The sequence below is a fragment of the Pseudomonas sp. AC169 genome (genome assembly GCF_979258515.1).
Map to the genome: position 1 here is coordinate 599152 of NZ_OZ409866.1, position 19252 is coordinate 618403.

Sequence of the window (19252 nt, forward strand, 5' to 3'; positions counted from 1 at the left end):
GGTTGCTGCGTCACGCCCCTCGAAGGGCATGCAGGGCGCGGTCTGTGCCGACCGCGCAAGGCTACGGAATGCTGTCTGGCCGGGCATGTGCGCCCGGAACCATTCACCAATGAGAACGGATGACGTCTTGAAATAATTAGTCGGCAGGCTGGATCGCCAATGGGGCTGGGGTGTGGCGGTGTGTCGCAGTTCTCACAACGCACCGATCTGGATCATTAATTCTTCTTCTCATTTGACAATCATTATCATTCAACATAATTTGTCGCTCGATGTGTAGGACGGCCCCGTCCCCCAGGCGTCCCACTAACCTATTTGGCAGCAAGGTGATTTCCATGACGGAACAAGTATCCACAAGCAGGTGCGATTCACCGCTACTTCAGGCATTCGTCGACAATCGACTGATTCTGGTCAAGATTGCAGCCCGCATTACCGGCTGCCGCTCGCGCGCCGAAGACGTGGTGCAGGATGCGTTTTTCCGACTGCAATCGGCGCCACCGATCACGTCGTCGATCAAGGCTCAACTGAGTTATCTGTTCCAGATCGTGCGCAACCTCGCCATCGATCACTACCGTAAACAGGCGCTGGAACAGAAGTATTCCGGCCCTGAAGAGGAAGGGCTGAATGTGGTCATCCAGGGTGCCTCGCCGGAAACCTCGCACATCAATTTCTCGACCCTGGAACACATCGCCGACGCACTGACCGAGCTGCCCAGCCGCACCCGTTACGCGTTCGAGATGTACCGTCTGCACGGCGTGCCGCAGAAGGACATCGCCAAGGAGCTGGGCGTTTCGCCGACCCTGGTCAACTTCATGATTCGTGACGCACTGGTGCACTGCCGCAAGGTGTCGGGCAGTCGTCGGGATGCGGTGATTGCGGGTCGTCGTTAAGATCTGAATTCGGCGTCAAGCCATTCGCGAGCAGGCTCGCTTCCACATGAAGTTTGTGATTTCCACAAATCTCATGTGGGAGCGAGCCTGCTCGCGAAGGCGGCCTCAGGATCACAGAAATCCTGAAGCCAGATCATCAGGCCAGCTTGCACCGATCAAAAAACCGCTCACGCCCCAGAATCATCAACGCCGCGCGCTTGTGCGGGAAGTCGAATTCCTTCTCGCAGTGGAAGCACTGATTCTGCATGTGGCCGATCATCTTCGCGTTGTCGGCACGCGGCTCAGCGACCACGTGCTGTGTGCGCGGATCATCCAGAAACAGGTAATGCACCAGCGCCGATAACCAGCTCGCCACTTTGTGCGGCCCGCGGTGATCCTCTTCGCCGACCAGCATGTGAATCCCACGGTCGTAATTATCGGCATCGTAGAACGGCGCGATGCGATCTTCCTTAGCCCAATAGGCTTCGAAATAGGCAAACGGCTGATCATCGAAACAACCGATCAGCGTCAGCGTGTGCGGATCGGCATCGAGTTTGCTCAGGTACTCGCGGTGCTTCTCGATACTGCCCTCTTCCTGCCAGAAACTGGCGACACGCGGGCTGTTCTGCCAACGGTTGAAGCGCGGCAAGTCTTCTTCGATCTCGACGGTGCGCAGGGAAATCCACGCACCAAGACGCGCATCGAAACGCCGATACACCTCACCCCGTGGCTTCACCGGTCGTAGCGGATGGCGCTTGCCCTGGCTGATGACCATTTGCTGCGGATAGCTGCCGGTCAGCGATGTGCCGAGCCACGGTTGCGGCAACTGCCAGAACAACGTGCGCTCGCAGCGATATTCGCCTGCCACCTCGGTGCTCACCAGCAAGCCACTGAGCAGGGCTTCGGTCGGAGGCTGATCGAGTTGCCAGGTCAATTGCTGGCACGCCGGATCCCGCGCGAACAGCCAGTAACAGGCCGCCCACAGCGCCTGCCCGGGCGGCAACGCAAAGCGCTCATCGATCTGGATCGGCCCCTTGGCCTGCCGATCAAGGCGCAAGCGAATCAGCGGTTGTCCGTCCAGACTCAGGCTCAGACGGCTTTCAGTGGCATCAGCGATCAGTTGACTGCCCGAAGGCAAAGCCAGGGCAGTCAGGTCATTCAGATTGGACATGGGTCGGGCTCACGATAATCGTCGACAGTTCAACGATGTGACGTGAGCCGAAAGGGGAAATTTAGGCTTTGGGGAAAATCAGTGCCTCAGCGATGAGGTATCGGCACCACCGCAATCTTGTATGGATCGAAAATTTTCAGCATCTCGCCATTGTCGCGCAACCCTTGCAGCAGTTTGCCAAACGCCTCCCCAGTGATCGGTGCGGTCGGGCGCAGGATCGCGTAATGGTGATAAACCTGATCGATGCGCTGCGACACCAGTAATTCACCGCGCACCTTCTCGTTACGCAGCAGGTAATCACTCAGGTACGAGCGGGTTACCAAGGCGATATCCGCACGCGAGCGCAGCACCATCAGCAGGTTACTGTCGTGGGAATAGGTCAGTGTGGCGTTGAAGTTCTGCGCAAGGAACTTGGGGTCGGCATTGAAGTTGGCGAATTCGTAGTGATAACCGCTGAACAGTGCCAGACGTTTACCGGTGAGATCGGCGAAATAGTTCTGCTGACGACCGTCTTCGCGTTGCGCGACGAAAATCTCCGCATCCTCAAGGCCCAGGTCGACATCCGTGTGGGGAATTTCCTTCCAGCCCCAATCGGGGTTCTCGAAAATGGCCATGTCGATCCGGCCCTGTTTGAAATCACCGAAACGCCGGGGAATCGAAGTCGGTACAAGGACGAACTGATAGTCGCTCTGCAAACGATTGAGGGCTTCGACCAACTGCGGCAGAAGACCCGTGTCGGCCCCGTTTTCCGGGCGAATGGTGTAGGGCGGAAAATGCGCCGCGCCGACCCGAACCAATTGCGCTGCCTGAGCGGGCAATACCCAGAATGCAGCCAGCGCTGCGAGCATCAAACCCGCGGCCGTCCGAATTGGCAAAGACTTCAAAACACCCCACTCCCCGAAAAAATACCGATCAATGCATTCAAGCTAGGCGGTTTCGCCCAGTTAGCCAGTTTCCCGGCCGGATAGAAAGTGCTTCAACGCGCTTCGAGGACCAGAATCAACGCCTCGTCGGCCAACTGATCAAGGCTCAAACTGCCGCCGGCACGGAACCATGTGGTCGTCCAGGACAGTGCGCCAGTGAGGAAACGTCGGGTAATAAATACATCGCCACGAATGAATCCGGCGTCTTTGGCTTCACCCAGCACCTGCAGCCAGATATCTTCGTAAACATCGCGCAGCGCCAGCACTTTGGCCTGGCCGTCTTCGGACAGCGAGCGCCACTCATAGACCAGCACCGCCATGGCTTCACCGCTGCCGCCCATGATCGACTGCAATTCGCAGCGGATCAGCGCCAGCACGCGCTCGCGCACATCCGCCGCGTCGGCCAGCGCCGCTCGCATCAGCGCGGTGTTGTAGCGGATGGTTTCCTCCATTACCGCACGGAGGATTTCATCCTTGCTTTTGAAGTGATGAAAAATGCTTCCCGACTGGATACCGACGGCGCCGGCCAGATCGCGCACCGTGGTGCGTTCGTAGCCTTTGTTGCGAAACAGGTGAGCCGCCACTTGCAGCAATTTGCCACGGGCGCTGTCGGGGTCGGTCAACTGGCCCTCGTCGACCAAATCGCGCATGACCCTCAGGGCTTTTTGCTCGTCCACCCGTTCTCTCCTACAGTCGATCAGTCTGTTGCCCCCTGAAACCGCAGGGTTGCGCGCAATTTAAGCCGCCCGCGACAACCAAGCAAGCGCTTGGGCAGAAGATAGTTTCAACTGTTTACAAACCAAGCGCTTGCTTGGTAGCCTCCAGACACTTCTGTCGCAGGTTGCTGAGTCGGAGATAAAAATGCCCACCACCGTCCGTATCGGATGTGCCAGTGCCTTCTGGGGTGACACGTCGACCGCCGCCGCCCAGCTTGTAGCCGGCGGACGCCTGGATTATCTGGTGTTCGATTACCTGGCCGAAATCACTATGTCGATCATGGCCGGCGCACGCATGAAGGATCCGCAGGCGGGGTTCGCCGGCGACTTCATCGAAGTGCTCACGCCCCTGTTGCCGCAGTTGGCCGAGCAGCGCATCCGCGTCATCAGTAACGCCGGCGGGGTCAACCCGCAAGCCTGTGCCGCCGCCCTGCAAGCCGCGTGCGACAAGGCCGGTATCGCGCTGAAAATCGCCGTGTTACTCGGCGATGACCTGCAACCACAATTCAAACAACTCAGCGGCATCACCGAGATGTTCAGCGGCGCCCCGCTGCCGCCGATGTGCGTCTCGACCAACGCCTACCTCGGCGCACCGGGCATCGTCGAAGCGCTGCGCCTGGGCGCTGACATCGTCATCACCGGTCGGGTGGTCGACAGCGCTGTGGTCAGCGCCGCGCTGGTGCACGAATTCGGCTGGTCATGGCACGACTACGACAAACTCGCCCAGGCTGCACTTGCCGGGCACATCATCGAATGCGGCGCGCAATGCACCGGTGGCAATTTCACCGATTGGCGCGAAGTGCCGGACTACGAGCACATCGGTTTTCCGATTGTTGAAGTCAGCGCCGACAGCCAGTTCATCGTCAGCAAACCCGAAGGCAGCGGCGGACTGGTCACACCGCTGACCGTCGGCGAGCAGATGCTGTATGAAATCGGCGATCCCCAAGGCTATCTGCTGCCCGACGTGGTCTGCGATTTCACTGAGGTCAAACTTCAGCAACAAGGCAAAAACGCGGTGCATGTGCACGGCGCCAAAGGCCTGCCACCCAGCGACAAATACAAGGTCAGCGCCACGTACCCGGACGGTTTTCGCTGCACCGCCAGTTGCCTGATCGCTGGCATCGATGCGGTGGAGAAAGCGCAGCGCGTCAGTCAGGCGATCATTGCCAAGACAGAGGAAATGTTCAGCCAGCGCGGCTGGCCGCCGTACACCGAGACCGATATCGAACTGCTCGGCAGCGAAGCCACTTACGGCCCCCACGGTCAGCGCCAGGACAGCCGTGAAGTGGTGATCAAACTCGCCGTGCGCCATCCGAGCAAACAGGCCCTGGTGCTGTTCTCCCGGGAAATCGCCCAGGCCGCCACCGGCATGGCACCGGGGCTGACCGGTATCGTCGGCGGGCGGCCAACCGTGTATCCGCTGATCCGCCTGTTCTCGTTTCTGATCGATAAAAGCGCCTGTACCTTGCAGATTGATCTGGCCGGCGTTCGCCATCCTTGTGCCCTGCCCTCATTGGCAGCGCTCGACAGCGAAGATTTGCCGATTGCCCGGCAACCGCCGAAACCTCAGGGTCGCGCCGATGCCAGTGTGGCGTTGGTGAAACTGGCCGTGGCGCGCTCCGGAGACAAAGGTAATCACAGCAACATCGGCGTGCTGCCGCGCAAGCCCGAATACCTGCCATGGATCGCCGAAGCGCTGACCCCGGCCGTCATCGTTGACTGGATGAGCCATGTGCTCGACCCGATCCACGGCCGGGTCGAGCGCTGGTATCTGCCCGGCACCCACAGCCTGAATTTTCTCTTGGAAAACGCTCTTGGCGGGGGTGGTGTGGCCAGTCTGCGCATCGATCCGCAAGGCAAAGCCTTCGCCCAGCAACTGTTGGAAATCCAGATCCCGGTGCCGCAGAGCATCGCCGAACAGCTCGACTAGAGGATGGTTTGCATGGCTTACGCGTCGATTTTCAACGCCGGTCTGTTCAGCGGTCAGACCATCATCGTGACTGGCGGCGGCAGCGGCATCGGTCGCTGCACCGCGCATGAACTGGCAGCCCTCGGTGCCCATGTGCTGCTGGTCGGGCGCAAACCGGAGAAACTGCAAAAGGTCGCCGCCGAAATCACCGAGGACGGTGGCCGTGCGCACTGGAAAGCCTGTGATATCCGCGATGAAGAAGCGGTCAAACAACTGGTCAGCGAACTGATCACTGAACACGGCCCGATCCATGGTCTGGTCAACAATGCCGGCGGCCAGTACCCGTCGCCATTGGCTTCGATCAATCAGAAGGGTTTCGAAACCGTACTGCGCACCAATCTGGTCGGCGGTTTCCTGATGGCGCGGGAAGTGTTCAACCAGTCGATGAGCAAGCACGGCGGCAACATCGTCAACATGCTCGCCGACATGTGGGGCGGCATGCCCGGCATGGGCCACTCGGGCGCGGCGCGTTCGGGCATGGACAACTTCACCAAGACCGCCGCGTTCGAATGGGGTTATGCCGGCGTGCGGGTCAACGCGGTGGCGCCGGGCTGGATCGCCTCCAGCGGCATGGACACTTACGAAGGCGCGTTCAAAGCGGTGATTCCGACATTGCGTGAACATGTGCCGCTCAAGCGCATCGGCACCGAATCGGAAGTCAGCGCGGCGATTGTATTTCTGCTTAGCCCGGCCGCTGCATTTATCAGTGGCAGCACGTTGAAAATCGATGGCGCGGCAAGTCTCGGCAGTCGGGCATGGCCGCTGCACAAGGCGACGCACAGCGAATCGTTCAACGGTTTCCACCGGGCGTACTTGCCAGATGTCCTCAAGGACAAGGAGTAAGCCATGCCGCAGATCCAGTCCCAACTTGATCCGCACAGCGAGGCTTTCGCGCGCAACCGTGCGGCGATGCTCACGGCCATCGAGCAAGTGCAACAGCTCGAACAAAACCTGCTGAATAAAGCAGCCGAAGCGAAGGAGAAGTTCGACAAGCGCGGGCAATTGCTACCGCGCGAACGCCTGAACCTGCTGCTGGATCCCGGTGCGCCATTTCTCGAACTGGCCAGCCTCGCCGGCTACAAATTGCATGACGACAAGGACGGCAGCTCAGCCGGTGGCGGGCTGATCGCGGGGATCGGTTATGTCTGCGGCATCCGCGCGATGGTCGTGGCGAACAACAGCGCGATCAAGGGCGGCACCATCTCGCCGAGCGGCCTGAAAAAATCCCTGCGCCTGCAACAGATCGCTCAGGAAAACAAACTACCGGTGATCACCCTCGCCGAAAGTGGCGGCGCCAACCTCAACTACGCCGCCGAGATTTTCGTCGAAGGTGCGCGCAGTTTTGCCAATCAGGCGCGAATGTCCGCCATGGGTTTGCCACAGATCACCGTGGTGCACGGCTCGGCCACGGCGGGCGGCGCTTATCAGCCGGGGCTGTCGGATTACGTGGTGGTGGTGCGCGGCAAGGCCAAGCTGTTTCTCGCCGGTCCCCCGCTGCTCAAAGCCGCCACCGGCGAAGTCGCCACCGATGAAGAATTGGGCGGCGCGGAGATGCATGCGCAGGTTGCTGGCACGGCGGAATACCTCGCGGAAAACGATGCCGATGGCGTGCGCCAGGTTCGTGAAATCCTCCGCATGCTGCCCTGGAACGAGCAATTGCCGTGGCTGCCGGAGCCGCAATACAAAGAGCCGCTCTACCCCATCGACGAATTGCTCGGGCTGATCCCCGATGATCCGAAAAAGCCTTACGACGTGCGCGAAATCATCGCGCGCATTGCCGACGAATCGAACTTCGTCGAATTCAAAGGCGAGTTCGATCAGCAGACCATTTGCGGCCAATTGAAGATTCAGGGCCGCGCCTGTGGGTTCATCGGCAACAACGGCCCGATCACGCCGAACGGGGCAAGCAAAGCGGCGCAGTTCATTCAACTGTGCGATCAGAGCCAGACGCCGCTACTGTTTTTCCACAACACCACCGGTTTCATGGTCGGCACCGAATCGGAACAGCAAGGTGTGATCAAACACGGCTCGAAACTGATTCAGGCGGTGGCCAATGCGCGGGTGCCGAAACTGACGATCGTGGTCGGCGGTTCGTACGGCGCCGGCAACTATGCGATGTGCGGACGTGGCCTCGATCCACGCTTCATTTTCGCTTGGCCAAACAGCCGTACGGCGGTGATGGGCGGCGCGCAGGCCGGCAAAGTCTTGCGCATCGTCACCGAAGCCAAACAGCTCAAGGACGGTTTGACACCGGACCCGAAAATGCTCGACATGCTCGAACAGGTCACCGCGCAGAAACTCGACAGCCAGTCCACTGCTCTTTATGGCAGCGCCAACCTGTGGGACGACGGGCTGATCGACCCCCGTGACACCCGCACCCTGCTCGGCTATTTGCTCGATATCTGCCACGAAGCCGACATTCGCACGTTGCAACCCAACAGCTTCGGCGTCAGCCGGTTCTGACCGCCACGGATTCTACGGAGAACAAGAACAATGATCTTCACCCCGGAACACGAAGCCCTGCGCCGTACCGTCCGCCAGTTCGTCGAGCACGAAATCAACCCGCACGTCGATGAATGGGAAAAGGCCGGACGCTTTCCCATCCACGAGATCTTCCGCAAGGCCGGCGACCTCGGTTTGCTCGGCATTTCGAAACCGGAAAAATTCGGCGGCATGGGCCTCGATTACAGCTATTCGATTGTCGCCGCCGAAGAGTTCGGCACCATCCATTGCGGCGGCATTCCGATGTCGATCGGCGTACAGACCGACATGTGCACGCCAGCCCTCGCCCGCTTCGGCTCCGATGAACTGCGCGAAGAATTCCTGCGCCCGGCAATCAGCGGCGAACAAGTCGGCTGCATCGGCGTCTCCGAGGTCGGCGCCGGCTCCGACGTCGCCGGGCTGAAAACCACCGCGCGCAAGGACGGTGACGACTACGTGATCAACGGCAGCAAGATGTGGATTACCAACTCGCCGAGTGCCGATTTCATCTGCCTGCTGGCCAATACTTCGGACGACAAGCCACACATCAACAAGTCGCTGATCATGGTGCCGATGAACACGCCGGGGATCAGCCTCAGTTCGCACCTGGACAAACTCGGCATGCGCAGTTCGGAAACCGCCCAGGTGTTTTTCGACAACGTGCGCGTGCCGCAGCGCAACCGCGTCGGCCACGAAGGCGCCGGGTTCATGATGCAAATGCTGCAGTTTCAGGAAGAGCGTTTGTTCGGCGCGGCGAACATGATCAAAGGCCTGGAATATTGCGTCGACAGCACCATCGAGTACTGCAAGGAGCGCAAGACCTTCGGCAATCCCCTGATCGACAATCAAGTGATCCATTTCCGCCTCGCCGAATTGCAGACCGAAATCGAATGCCTGCGCGCGCTGGTCTATCAGGCCACCGAGCAGTACGTGAAAGGCCAGGACGTTACGCGTCTGGCGTCGATGGCCAAGCTCAAGGCCGGACGCCTGGGTCGCGAAGTCAGCGACAGTTGCCTGCAATATTGGGGCGGCATGGGCTTCATGTGGGACAACCCGGTGGCCCGCGCCTATCGCGATGTGCGGCTGGTGTCGATTGGCGGCGGCGCCGATGAAATCATGCTGGGGATCATCTGCAAACTGATGGGCATTCTGCCGGGGAAAAAGAAATGAGCAGCCTGCCGGATTGCCAGACGCTGTTGCTGGAACTGCATGGCGGCGTGCTGCACATCACCCTCAACCGCCCGGACAGTCGCAATGCAATGAGCCTGCAGATGGTCGACGAATTACGCGCCGTGTTGAGCGCAGTTCGAGATGACCGATCAGTTCGAGCCTTGGTGCTCAGCGGTGCCGGCGGCCATTTCTGTGCCGGTGGCGATATCAAGGACATGGGCAGCGCGCGCGCTCAAGGCGCTGATGCTTACCGTGACTTGAATCGCGTCTTCGGGACTCTGCTGGAAGAAGCGCAGCACGCACCGCAAGTGCTGATCACGGTGCTGCAGGGCGCGGTGCTCGGCGGTGGTTTCGGTCTGGCCTGTGTCAGCGATATCGCCATTGCCGATCATCAGGCGCAATTCGGCCTGCCGGAAACCAGTCTTGGCTTGCTGCCGGCGCAGATCGCGCCGTTTGTGGTACAGCGCATTGGCCTGACCGAAACCCGTCGCTTGGCACTGACCGCCGCACGTTTTGACGGACATCAGGCGCGGCGTCTGGGGCTGGTGCATTTTGTCGAGCAGGATGCGCAGGCGCTGGCTGAGCGTTTGGATGAGGTGTTGCAGCATGTGCTGTGCTGCGCGCCGGAGGCGAATGCGATGACCAAGAAATTGTTGCTGGCCAGTGCCGGGCAGCCTTCGACTGAATTGCTGGATGAGGCGGCGCAGTGGTTTAGCGAGGCGGTGACTGGCGACGAAGGTGTGGAAGGAACCATGGCTTTCATGCAGAAACGTAAACCTCGATGGGCCTCTTAAAAGCTTCGCGAGCAAGCTCGCTCCCACATTGGATCTTGATCGCTCATAAATCCCCTGTGGGAGCGAGCTTGCTCGCGAAGAGGTCAGCACCTGCGACGCAACCTCCGAGGAAATAGCCCATGCCCGCCATTCACAGAATCCTGATCGCCAACCGCGGTGAAATCGCCTGCCGCATCCAGCGCACCGCCCAAGCCTTGGGCTACCGTACCGTCGCCGTTTTCAGCGATGCCGACGCCGAGGCCTTGCACGTCAAAATGGCCGATCAAGCCGTACGCATTGGCCCCGCCCCGGTGCAGCAGTCGTATTTGAACATCCCGGCCATCCTCGACGCCGCCCGCCGCAGCGGTGCTGACGCCATCCACCCCGGCTACGGCTTTCTTTCGGAAAACGCCGAATTCGCCCGCGCCTGCGAACAGGCCGGGCTGATCTTCATCGGCCCTAGCGTAGAAGCTATCGAATTGATGGGCAGCAAACGCCAATCAAAAATCGCCATGCTCGAAGCCGGTGTGCCGTGCATCGCTGGTTATCAAGGTGCCGAACAGGACGACGCCACCCTGCTGCGTGAAGCCGAACGCATTGGCTATCCGCTGATGATCAAGGCCAGTGCTGGCGGCGGCGGGCGCGGCATGCGTCTGCTGCACAACGCCGCCGATTTGCCCGCGCAACTGCGCACCGCGCGCTCCGAAGCACTGAACGGTTTCGGCAGCGACGAGTTGATCCTTGAACAGGCGCTGATCGAACCACGGCACGTCGAAGTGCAACTGTTTGGCGATCAGCACGGTAACCTGATCTATCTCGGCGAACGTGACTGTTCGATCCAGCGTCGCCATCAGAAAGTCATCGAGGAAGCGCCTTGTCCGGTGATGACCGCCGAGTTGCGCCAGGCCATGGGTGAAGCGGCATTGAAAGCCGGGCGCGCAGTGAACTATGTCGGCGCCGGCACCGTTGAGTTTTTGCTCGATGCACGCGGGCAGTTCTACTTTCTGGAAATGAACACGCGCCTGCAAGTCGAGCATCCGGTGACTGAGTTGATCACCGGGCTGGATCTGGTCGCGTGGCAATTGCGGGTCGCCGAGGGGCAGCCGTTGCCGCTGACCCAGGATCAGGTTCAACTCAACGGGCATGCCATGGAAGTACGGCTTTACGCCGAAGACCCTGCGCAAGACTTCCTCCCGCAAACCGGTCGGGTAGAAGTCTGGGAGCCGGCGCTGCAACACGGTTCGCGAATCGATCATGGCTTGCTTGAAGGGCAATCGGTGAGCCCGTTCTATGACCCGATGCTCGGCAAACTGATCGCCCATGGCGCCAGCCGTGAAGAGGCCCGGCGCAAACTGCTGCGCGCGGTACAGGACACGGTGTTGCTCGGCGTGCAAAGCAATCAGCGTCTGTTGGTCAGCCTGCTGCAACATCCGCAGTTCATCAGCGGCGAATTCAGCACCGGGTTTATCGCGCAGCACTTCAGCGCTAACCCGAGCCTGCAACGCTATACTCCGGGCGCCGAGGAACTGGCTATCGCCGCTGTGCTGTTCTATCAGACCAGCGCCAAAAAACATTGCACACCGCTGAGCGGCTGGCGCAACAACGCCAGTGTCCCGCTGCATTATCGCCTCGGGCTTGATGATCAGACCTGGACGGTGCAACTGCTCGCTCACGCGCAAGGCGCCTTCACCGTACAGGTAGCCGAACGCACGCTTGAGTTAAAACTCATCGACCAGAACACGCAGTCGCTGACACTGGAAATCGACGGTTTGCGCCAGCGGCACGCCTATCGACTTGATAGCGGGCACATCTGGCTGTTCGCTCATCACGGCAGTCTGTGCCTGGAGGATCGAACTCACGCGGTGATCGACAGTCAGACCAGCGTCAGCTCCGGCACCCTGAAAGCGCCGATGGACGGTGCCATCGTCGACGTTCTCGTCAGCGAAGGCAGCTCGGTCAGCAAAGGTCAGCTGCTGGTGGTACTGGAGGCAATGAAAATGGAGCACCCGCTCAAGGCCGGCATCGACGGCGTACTCAAGCGGGTGCAGGTCAAGGTCGGCGATCAGGTAAAAAATCGTCAGGTTCTGTTGCAGGTCGAGTAGTCGCCCACACACCCATGCGGGTTTTGACTACGCTCTGAGTTATCAGAACGCGGAAATCAGGAAGCCTGCGATGCCTCACTGGCTGGTCATAGATCTGGAAGCCACCACCGATGAGGGTGGCTGGCCGGTCACCGAAATGGAAATTATCGAGATCGGCGCCACCCTGGTCGATCGCGCCGGACGCGAGCAGGATCACTTCCAGCGTTTCGTCAAACCGACGCGGCGGCCGTTGCTGACGCCATTTTGTCGTGAACTGACGCACATCACCCAGGCCAATATCGACTCGGCGCAGCCGTTGAACGAAGTCTGGCCGGCATTCGAACGCTGGCTCGCGCAACATCAGACCCGCCTCGAAGGCTGGGCCAGTTGGGGTGACTACGACCGCAAGCAATTGCTCCAGGAATGGCAACGCCTGCAGATCGACAGCGGCTTGAGCCATGTACCGCACATGAATCTCAAACAACGTTTCGCCAAGGCCCGACGCCTGGAGCGACCGTTAGGTCTCAACGGCGCGCTGCAACTGGCTGGCATGCAGTTCAGCGGCCAGCAGCATCGGGCGCTGGAGGATGCGCGCAACACCGCGCGGTTGTTGCCGCTGGTCTTGCCACTCTAGGGTCAAGTCGAGAATTCACTGGACAGACGCCGGGCAGGTGACGGCGCGAAAAGCCTTGTGCATACTGGCCGCCTCCAATTTTTAGCCCTTTTCGAGGAATCGCCCATGTTTAAAGTCAACGAGTACTTCGACGGCACCGTCAAGTCGATCGCCTTTGGCACCGCTGAAGGTCCGGCGACCATCGGCGTCATGGCCCCGGGCGAATACGAATTCGGCACTGCTCAGCGTGAAATCATGCACGTGGTTTCCGGCGCTCTGACGGTCAAACTGCCCGACAGCAGCGACTGGGAAACCTTCGCCGCCGGCAGCCAGTTCAACGTCCCGGCCAACAGCAAGTTCCAGCTGAAGGTTGCCGTCGACACCGCTTACCTGTGCGAGTACCGCGGCTAAAGCAACGGCTTCACTGCACCAATAAAAATGCCCGTGTCCAAGGACACGGGCATTTTTCGTTGTGGTGACGGCTTACTCGAGAATCTCCACCGGCATGCCGACTTCGAGTCGACCATTGCTGTCATTCACCAGATTCTGGCCAAACATCGCGCCATCGGCTTGAGCACGATATTTCTGCAAGGTTGCCAGCGGCTCGCGATCGGCACTGCGCTCACCGGTTTGCGGGTCAATCGTGGTAAGGATGCAGCGCGAGCAGGGCTTGACCACGCGGAATTCGACATCGCCGATGCGAATGCGCTTCCAGCTGTCTTCGGCATAGGCAGCACTGCCTTCAATCACCAGATTCGGCCGAAAACGCAGCATTTCCAGCGGACGACCGACTCTGTCCGAAAGATCCTGCCGGGAGGCTTCGCCGATCAGCAGCAGGGGAAATCCGTCGGCGAATGCGACCTGATCATCATCGTTGCCATAGCCCGCTTGCGTGGTGCGGGCGCGATCCAGCGGCACCTGCACCAGACGGGTCGGTTTGCCGATGAAATCGCTGACCCAGCGCGCCGCCTCATCACCGGCATCCGGCACACGCAGGGTGTCACGCCAGATCGTCACGCCGCGCAGTTCGGCGTCGTTGCCCGGCAAGGCGATGTCGATGGAAGACTGTTGCGGTGCGCTCAGAGTCAGCCCGCCCTGCGCATTCCACAGCGCCGACAATTGACTCATCTTCGCTTCGGCGCGCTGGGTCAGGAAGCGGCCGCTGGCTTCGTCCACGAGCATCCAGCGTCGATCGCCATCAAGCCCCAGCTTGTCGAGGTCGACGCTTTGCAGCACATCGACCTTGCCGGATTTCAACGGGTAACGATAAAGCGCGCTCAGACGCAGCATGGCCAGCTCCCTGGAGGATAAAAACGCCACCCTATACGAGCTTGATCAGGAATCAAAGAGCAATAGTTGTGGGAGTGAGCCTGCTCACGATAGCGGTGTGTCAGGTAGTGATTCGGGGCTGACACACCGCTATCGCGAGCAGGCTCACTCCTACAATGGGTGTGTGATCAAGCCGGGACTTCGTCCAGCATCAAGCGCTGGCGCACGACGTCGACCAGTTTGTCCGGCTGAAACTTGGAAAGGAAGTTGTCGCAGCCGACCTTCTTCACCATCGAGTCGTTGAAACTGCCGGACAGCGAGGTGTGCAACACCACGTACAAACCACGCAAACGCGGGTCGTTGCGAATTTCGGTGGTCAGGCGATAGCCGTCCATTTCCGGCATTTCCGCATCGGTGAAGATCATCAGCAGCTTGTCGGTCATGTTCACGCCGGTATCAGCCCAGGCCTTGAGCATGTTCAGGGCTTTCAGACCATCACTGGCAATGTGCATCTTCACGCCGAGCTGGCCGAGGGTGTCGCGCAATTGCGAGAGGGCCACGTTGGAATCGTCCACCAGCAGCACTTCACGGCCACGTGCACGTTCCAGCACCGGATCATCGAGTTTTTCACGCGAGACCTTGGCGTTATACGGGACGATTTCAGCGAGGACTTTCTCGACGTCGATGATTTCCACCAGTTGATCGTCGACCTTGCTGATCGCAGTCAGATAATGCTGACGCCCGGCGCTGGTCGGCGGCGGCAGAATGGCTTCCCAGTTCATGTTGACGATGCGATCCACACCACCGACGAGGAAGGCCTGTACCGAGCGGTTGTACTCGGTGACGATAATGGTGCTGTTCGGACCCGGCACCAATGGACGCATGCCGATCGCCTGCGACAGATCGATCACCGGCAAGGTCTGACCGCGCAGATTGACCACGCCGCACACAAACGGGTGACGCTGCGGCATCAAGGTCAGTTTCGGCAGTTGCAGCACTTCCTGAACCTTGAACACGTTGATCGCGAACAACTGGCGCCCGGCCAGCCGAAACATGAGAATTTCCAGGCGATTCTCACCCACCAGTTGCGTGCGTTGGTCTACCGTGTCGAGAATGCCGGCCATCAATGACTCCTGGGCTTGTTCTGATGAATTCACTATGTGAGGTTATCGGCGGCAAATGGCGGTTCTTGATTGCCATGCCAGACCCCGTCAAAAATGCCATGTTCGGGCATTGATGTCACATTAACATCATGCTTTACTGGCGCTGTGATTTTCATCTGCTACATTCTCTGCGGCGCGACCTCGGTTTGCACGGTAGGTTCCCGTGTCTAAGGGATTCCCCTAGTATCAATCAGGCCCAACCTGATATTCGCAATATCCAATAGCCATTAATGTGACGCCATTCTCATTGCATGAACGGAGTCAGGCTATTGTGTGCGATCGCAATTCAGTGGAAACAAGCCCTCTGGAACCCCTCAGTCTGTGCACCTGCACGTCTGGGCGCGATCTCCCGACGATTCACGATCGTCGCCACACACGGCATTCCCTCATCAGACATGACGTGGTGGAGATAAGCATGCCAATGGATCGCAAAGAATGGGCAGAACGCTTCCCCGAGTTTCTTGCCGAGGCCGAAAAACTCCTGGCCAAGTCCGAAGAATGCCTCAGCCATCTGCAACTGATCAGCAATGACAAGGACGCCATCGAGTGCATGCTCGGTACCCTTCTCAAACTCGCACGCAGGGCTGAAGCTCTGGCATTGCAGGCGATTTCCGAGTTCTCGCTGCACATTTACAGTCTGCTCAACCTGAGCCAGGATCGCATCGATCTTCACGAACAGGCTCTGCAGGCATTGCAGGATTGCTTCACGCTGATGGCCTGGCAGCTTGAACTGGTCGACCAGAAGACCGGGCAACTGACTCTTGATGAAAGTGAACAGGCCTTGCTGATCGAAGCATTCGCCTTCCAGGTAGGCCAAAGCCAGCTTCAGCCGTCACTTGCGGGCAAACGTTTGCCTCATCTGCCCTACTCGGGACAGGCCTGATCAGCGCGTTGCCTCGCGCGGATATTCGGGATGCAAGCTTCGCATGTCGTAATTGAATAGTTCATACCTGCCAGCGACAAGTCGAATTAAATAATCACCTCTGACAGACACGAAATGTTTTGTGCCGGCCTCAGGGTTTGCCTGTGTGATAACAAGCACAACTTCGGGCAACACCGACCTCTATCGAACACAATAAATCGTCGTTTTTCCATTATGGAACTTGCGTCCAATATCCGTATTTCCTGACCCAATGGACATATATAGCGAGCGCGACCAACGGTATCTTAAGTGGTATTATGCCGCCCATTAGTTGCTTTCAAATTAATGGCACAGTGATCTCAAAGAGCGCTCTTCACTGAAGTTGGCGATCACTACACTCACTGACCTGCGTTGAAATCAATAACATAATTGACAGCATTTTCAGACAGAGACCCGCCAGCCTCCGGCCGGTCTGCCCGCAGCGAACATCCATTGGCTCCATCCGTTATGTACGCCAGCCTCAAGTCAATCACTACATGGCCACCCTCCCGGGAAAATGCACGTCGGTTCACACTCATACTGTGCATCGCGGCAACGCTCGGCAGCCTGCTGACCTATGGACTTTCGACACCACTTAGCCTGGGCTTGCTACTGCTCGACATTGCCGCCACCGCGTGTGTCTGGGTGCAATATCGGCTGTCACGCAAATCAATCAAATTCCAGCCGCAAGAACTCGCTGACCGCCTGCTGGAAGTCCAGGAAAACGAGCGCCATCGCCTCAGCCGCGAACTGCACGACGATATCGGCCAATTGCTGACGGCCGCCAAACTGCAGAGTGAATGGCTCAAGCGACGCATGCCGGAAGACTTGCAGACGCAATGCACGGCGTTGTGCGAGACCCTGGAAGAGACCCTCAACAAGGTGCGCGACGTTTCGGCGATTCTCAATCCACGCCAGTTGACCAGCCTGGGGCTTGAAGCCAGCCTGCGTGCACATCTGCTCAAGACATTGACCAACAGCAGCGTGCACTGGAGCCTCGACTGCCAGCAGCGCCTTAACGGTATCCCGGAAGAAATGGCCGTCGCCGCCTTTCGTATTACCCAAGAGGCTGTTACCAATATCCTGCGTCATGCCCAGGCGAAAAACCTGGTGATACGCGTGCAACGTCTGCCCAAGGGTCTGACGTTGCTGATCAACGATGACGGCCTGGGGTTCGCTCCGGCTGCCAATCCGGGTCGAGAAGGACAACGAGGCATGGCCGGGATGGCCGAACGTATCGAGCAACTGGGTGGCACCCTGAACGTCATCAGCGAGCCGGGCAAAGGCACTCAAATCGAAGCACTCTTCCCCTGGGCGCCTCGCGCACTCGAGCGGGCCAGTACGAATAAGGTTATGCGTTGACTTGTAACTTACTCCTGGTGGATGACCACTCGCTGATCAGGGCCGGCGTGCGCGCTCTGGTACTGGATATTCCCGGTTACGCGGTGATTGGCGAGGCCAATGACGGTTCGCAGTTGCTCGAAATGGTCGAGCAACTGAGTCCGGATATCGTGTTGCTGGATATCTCCATGAAAGAAACCGGTGGCCTCGAAGCGCTGCAACGGCTCAAGCGAGTACGCCCGCAGAGCAAGGTGCTGATCCTGTCGATGCATACCGATCCGGCGCTGATCATGCAGGCACTGGAATCCGGCGCCCACGGCTACCTGCTAAAGGACACGACAGCGACAGAGCTTGAACATGCACTGGAAGCCTTGCGCAACAACGAGCGCTACCTGAGCCCGGCCATCGCCCACACGGTGATCAATCAGGCCCTGACCCGTAATCAGAAGCAGCAGCCGGAAGTCGCCGACTCGCACAATCTGACCGCGCGCCAGCTGGAAATCCTGCGTTTGATCGTGCGGGGCAAATCCACCCGGGAAATCGCCAATGGCCTCGGGCTGAGCATCAAGACGGTCGAGACCCACCGCTCACAGATCATGAAACGTCTGCAAATCTACGATGTGGCGGGCCTGGTACTTTTTGCCGTGCGCGAACAGATCATCAGCCTGGACGACTGATCGATCCGGCGCCGCCCAACAATGGAGAATGCTCTGGCAAATGCACGCGCAGCGCTGCCGGACGCGCTTCGAATCGCAAGCTGTCACCTTCCAGTGGTTCTCCATCCAGATTGATGCAGAGCCCCTCGGCCACCTTGATTTCGATCCATGGCAAACGGGCTCGGACAAACATGTTATCGATGCCGAAACCATCGCTGAGCAGCGTCTTCAAGGTGCCCACCAGCTCCTGCGGCGCCGGCAGGATGCTGATATCAAGCAAACCGTCATCGGCCAGCGCCTCTGGGCACAGTACGTGTCCGCCACCGGCCTGACGGCCATTGCCGATACCCAGCGCAAGCATTTCGCCACTCCAGTGAAAGTCCGGCCCCTGAAGCTCACCATAAGCGGCATGCAGCTCGCTGAATCGTGACAAACCGGTGAACAGATAGGCTGCACCACCGAGTACTTTTTTCAGGTCCTCGGAGGTATTGGCCGTGACCTGACTACCGAAACCACCCGTGGCCATATTGAGGAAAATCTGCCCGCCCACTTCGCCCAGATCGATGTCGCGCGGCGGCACATCGAGCAGCTCAAGTGCTTCGGCAGGCTCCAGAGGCACGCCGGCGGCACGGGAAAAGTCGTTCGCGGTGCCCAAGGGTAAAAGCACCAGGCTGGCTTTGCCCGGATGCGCCGCGAGCGCTTCGGCGATGTCGCGCAAGGTGCCATCGCCACCGCCGGCGATGATCTTCGTGTAGCCGTCCGCCAATGCCTGCTCCACCCAACGCTGAGCGTCCCCGGCCTCCCAGGTCAGACGCACAGCCAGCTCCCAGCCTTGTTTGCGCTTGTCCTCGACGGCGGTGCGAACCGTCTCGTTGAGTGCCTGCTTGCCATGCAGAATCAACAGCGCGCGGCGTTCACTCATTTCATCACTCCCAAATCGAATCGGTTGAATCATCTTGACCGCTGCCGCACGCAAAAAAGCCGTCAACCCCACAATTAATTCAGCCTTCTGGCCCGGGCGTCCTACACAGCGGTATTTTTTCTTACAAAACATGCGGAATCGGCTTAATTGACCCGGTTCGAACATTGGGTCACCGTGTGCCGGCGCTATCGATTTTCAATCCCACACACAAGGACGTGCATGTAATGAGTGGATACA

The 19252-nt window shown here is 59.2% G+C and carries 18 protein-coding genes; 12 read left to right on the forward strand and 6 right to left on the reverse strand.

The annotated features are described in order from the left end of the window. The first annotated feature begins 332 nt into the window (after positions 1-332). Positions 333-887: an RNA polymerase factor sigma-70 gene (locus ACZZ0G_RS02600; protein WP_008088195.1), complete on the forward strand. Its 555-nt coding sequence runs from the start codon at positions 333-335 to the stop codon at positions 885-887. Positions 888-1023: 136 nt separating this feature from the next. Here the strand turns inward: ACZZ0G_RS02600 and ACZZ0G_RS02605 are convergent, their stop codons facing one another. From ACZZ0G_RS02605 to ACZZ0G_RS02615, 3 genes are all read right to left on the reverse strand, one after another. Next, positions 1024-2037: a GNAT family N-acetyltransferase gene (locus ACZZ0G_RS02605; RefSeq protein ID WP_463555208.1), complete on the reverse strand. Its 1014-nt coding sequence runs from the start codon at positions 2035-2037 to the stop codon at positions 1024-1026. A gap of 86 nt (positions 2038-2123) precedes the next feature. Continuing rightward, the gene (locus ACZZ0G_RS02610; RefSeq protein WP_463555209.1) at positions 2124-2921 is read right to left on the reverse strand and encodes a substrate-binding periplasmic protein; all 798 of its coding nucleotides are present in this window, start codon (positions 2919-2921) and stop codon (positions 2124-2126) included. Positions 2922-3013: 92 nt separating this feature from the next. After that, entirely contained in the window at positions 3014-3637 is a 624-nt protein-coding gene (locus ACZZ0G_RS02615; protein WP_454565015.1) for a TetR/AcrR family transcriptional regulator, read from the reverse strand. 184 nt (positions 3638-3821) lie between these two features. Between ACZZ0G_RS02615 and ACZZ0G_RS02620 the strand changes: the two genes are divergently transcribed. From ACZZ0G_RS02620 to ppnP, 8 genes are all read left to right on the forward strand, one after another. Beyond that, positions 3822-5606: an acyclic terpene utilization AtuA family protein gene (locus ACZZ0G_RS02620; RefSeq protein ID WP_463555210.1), complete on the forward strand. Its 1785-nt coding sequence runs from the start codon at positions 3822-3824 to the stop codon at positions 5604-5606. 12 nt (positions 5607-5618) lie between these two features. Then, the gene (locus ACZZ0G_RS02625; RefSeq protein WP_463555211.1) at positions 5619-6488 is read left to right on the forward strand and encodes an SDR family oxidoreductase; all 870 of its coding nucleotides are present in this window, start codon (positions 5619-5621) and stop codon (positions 6486-6488) included. 3 nt (positions 6489-6491) lie between these two features. Beyond that, the gene (atuC, locus tag ACZZ0G_RS02630; RefSeq protein ID WP_463555212.1) at positions 6492-8108 is read left to right on the forward strand and encodes a geranyl-CoA carboxylase subunit beta; all 1617 of its coding nucleotides are present in this window, start codon (positions 6492-6494) and stop codon (positions 8106-8108) included. A gap of 30 nt (positions 8109-8138) precedes the next feature. After that, positions 8139-9296: a citronellyl-CoA dehydrogenase gene (gene atuD, locus ACZZ0G_RS02635; RefSeq protein WP_463555213.1), complete on the forward strand. Its 1158-nt coding sequence runs from the start codon at positions 8139-8141 to the stop codon at positions 9294-9296. Next, complete coding sequence (locus ACZZ0G_RS02640; protein ID WP_463555214.1) at positions 9293-10090, forward strand: enoyl-CoA hydratase/isomerase family protein; 798 nt, start codon at positions 9293-9295, stop codon at positions 10088-10090. Before atuD ends, ACZZ0G_RS02640 begins: the two co-directional genes overlap by 4 nt. A 119-nt stretch (positions 10091-10209) precedes the next feature. Next, positions 10210-12171: an acetyl/propionyl/methylcrotonyl-CoA carboxylase subunit alpha gene (locus ACZZ0G_RS02645; protein WP_463555215.1), complete on the forward strand. Its 1962-nt coding sequence runs from the start codon at positions 10210-10212 to the stop codon at positions 12169-12171. A 70-nt stretch (positions 12172-12241) separates the two neighbouring features. Beyond that, a complete protein-coding gene (locus tag ACZZ0G_RS02650) occupies positions 12242-12784 on the forward strand; it encodes a 3'-5' exonuclease (RefSeq protein ID WP_463555216.1) in 543 nt (180 codons plus the stop codon). 105 nt (positions 12785-12889) lie between these two features. Continuing rightward, positions 12890-13174, forward strand: a complete 285-nt coding sequence (gene ppnP / locus ACZZ0G_RS02655) for a pyrimidine/purine nucleoside phosphorylase (protein WP_003226701.1) — start codon at positions 12890-12892, stop codon at positions 13172-13174. 72 nt (positions 13175-13246) lie between these two features. On the opposite strand, the gene ACZZ0G_RS02660 is transcribed toward ppnP, so the two are convergent. Both ACZZ0G_RS02660 and ACZZ0G_RS02665 read right to left on the reverse strand, forming a co-directional pair. Next, positions 13247-14053 (reverse strand): MOSC domain-containing protein, encoded by an 807-nt coding sequence (locus tag ACZZ0G_RS02660; RefSeq protein ID WP_463555217.1) that lies wholly within the window; start codon positions 14051-14053, stop codon positions 13247-13249. A gap of 167 nt (positions 14054-14220) precedes the next feature. Beyond that, entirely contained in the window at positions 14221-15156 is a 936-nt protein-coding gene (locus ACZZ0G_RS02665) for a chemotaxis protein CheV (RefSeq protein WP_064391361.1), read from the reverse strand. A 454-nt stretch (positions 15157-15610) separates the two neighbouring features. On the opposite strand from ACZZ0G_RS02665, the gene ACZZ0G_RS02670 reads away from it, so the two are divergent. From ACZZ0G_RS02670 to ACZZ0G_RS02680, 3 genes are all read left to right on the forward strand, one after another. After that, a complete protein-coding gene (locus ACZZ0G_RS02670) occupies positions 15611-16078 on the forward strand; it encodes a hypothetical protein (RefSeq protein WP_463555218.1) in 468 nt (155 codons plus the stop codon). A gap of 486 nt (positions 16079-16564) precedes the next feature. After that, positions 16565-17458 carry a sensor histidine kinase gene (locus ACZZ0G_RS02675; protein ID WP_463558811.1) on the forward strand — a complete coding sequence of 298 codons (894 nt, stop codon included), beginning with the start codon at positions 16565-16567 and terminating at the stop codon, positions 17456-17458. Continuing rightward, positions 17455-18114, forward strand: a complete 660-nt coding sequence (locus tag ACZZ0G_RS02680; RefSeq protein ID WP_435037551.1) for a response regulator — start codon at positions 17455-17457, stop codon at positions 18112-18114. Before ACZZ0G_RS02675 ends, ACZZ0G_RS02680 begins: the two co-directional genes overlap by 4 nt. Here the strand turns inward: ACZZ0G_RS02680 and yegS are convergent. Further along, the gene (yegS, locus tag ACZZ0G_RS02685; protein ID WP_463555219.1) at positions 18098-19015 is read right to left on the reverse strand and encodes a lipid kinase YegS; all 918 of its coding nucleotides are present in this window, start codon (positions 19013-19015) and stop codon (positions 18098-18100) included. The two genes, ACZZ0G_RS02680 and yegS, sit on opposite strands and share 17 nt — an antisense overlap. Between the last annotated feature and the right edge of the window lie 237 nt (positions 19016-19252).

What these genes read in the sequence shown, in the direction of transcription:
- atuC (WP_463555212.1), top strand. Translation starts at nt 6,492, where the DNA reads ATGCCGCAGATCCAGTCCCAACTTGATCCGCACAGCGAGGCTTTCGCG.
- ACZZ0G_RS02645 (WP_463555215.1), top strand. Translation starts at nt 10,210, where the DNA reads ATGCCCGCCATTCACAGAATCCTGATCGCCAACCGCGGTGAAATCGCC.
- ACZZ0G_RS02605 (WP_463555208.1), bottom strand. Translation starts at nt 2,037, where the DNA reads ATGTCCAATCTGAATGACCTGACTGCCCTGGCTTTGCCTTCGGGCAGT.
- ppnP (WP_003226701.1), top strand. Translation starts at nt 12,890, where the DNA reads ATGTTTAAAGTCAACGAGTACTTCGACGGCACCGTCAAGTCGATCGCC.
- ACZZ0G_RS02660 (WP_463555217.1), bottom strand. Translation starts at nt 14,053, where the DNA reads ATGCTGCGTCTGAGCGCGCTTTATCGTTACCCGTTGAAATCCGGCAAG.
- atuD (WP_463555213.1), top strand. Translation starts at nt 8,139, where the DNA reads ATGATCTTCACCCCGGAACACGAAGCCCTGCGCCGTACCGTCCGCCAG.
- ACZZ0G_RS02640 (WP_463555214.1), top strand. Translation starts at nt 9,293, where the DNA reads ATGAGCAGCCTGCCGGATTGCCAGACGCTGTTGCTGGAACTGCATGGC.
- ACZZ0G_RS02600 (WP_008088195.1), top strand. Translation starts at nt 333, where the DNA reads ATGACGGAACAAGTATCCACAAGCAGGTGCGATTCACCGCTACTTCAG.
- ACZZ0G_RS02675 (WP_463558811.1), top strand. Translation starts at nt 16,565, where the DNA reads ATGTACGCCAGCCTCAAGTCAATCACTACATGGCCACCCTCCCGGGAA.
- ACZZ0G_RS02650 (WP_463555216.1), top strand. Translation starts at nt 12,242, where the DNA reads ATGCCTCACTGGCTGGTCATAGATCTGGAAGCCACCACCGATGAGGGT.
- ACZZ0G_RS02625 (WP_463555211.1), top strand. Translation starts at nt 5,619, where the DNA reads ATGGCTTACGCGTCGATTTTCAACGCCGGTCTGTTCAGCGGTCAGACC.
- ACZZ0G_RS02665 (WP_064391361.1), bottom strand. Translation starts at nt 15,156, where the DNA reads ATGGCCGGCATTCTCGACACGGTAGACCAACGCACGCAACTGGTGGGT.
- yegS (WP_463555219.1), bottom strand. Translation starts at nt 19,015, where the DNA reads ATGAGTGAACGCCGCGCGCTGTTGATTCTGCATGGCAAGCAGGCACTC.
- ACZZ0G_RS02670 (WP_463555218.1), top strand. Translation starts at nt 15,611, where the DNA reads ATGCCAATGGATCGCAAAGAATGGGCAGAACGCTTCCCCGAGTTTCTT.
- ACZZ0G_RS02620 (WP_463555210.1), top strand. Translation starts at nt 3,822, where the DNA reads ATGCCCACCACCGTCCGTATCGGATGTGCCAGTGCCTTCTGGGGTGAC.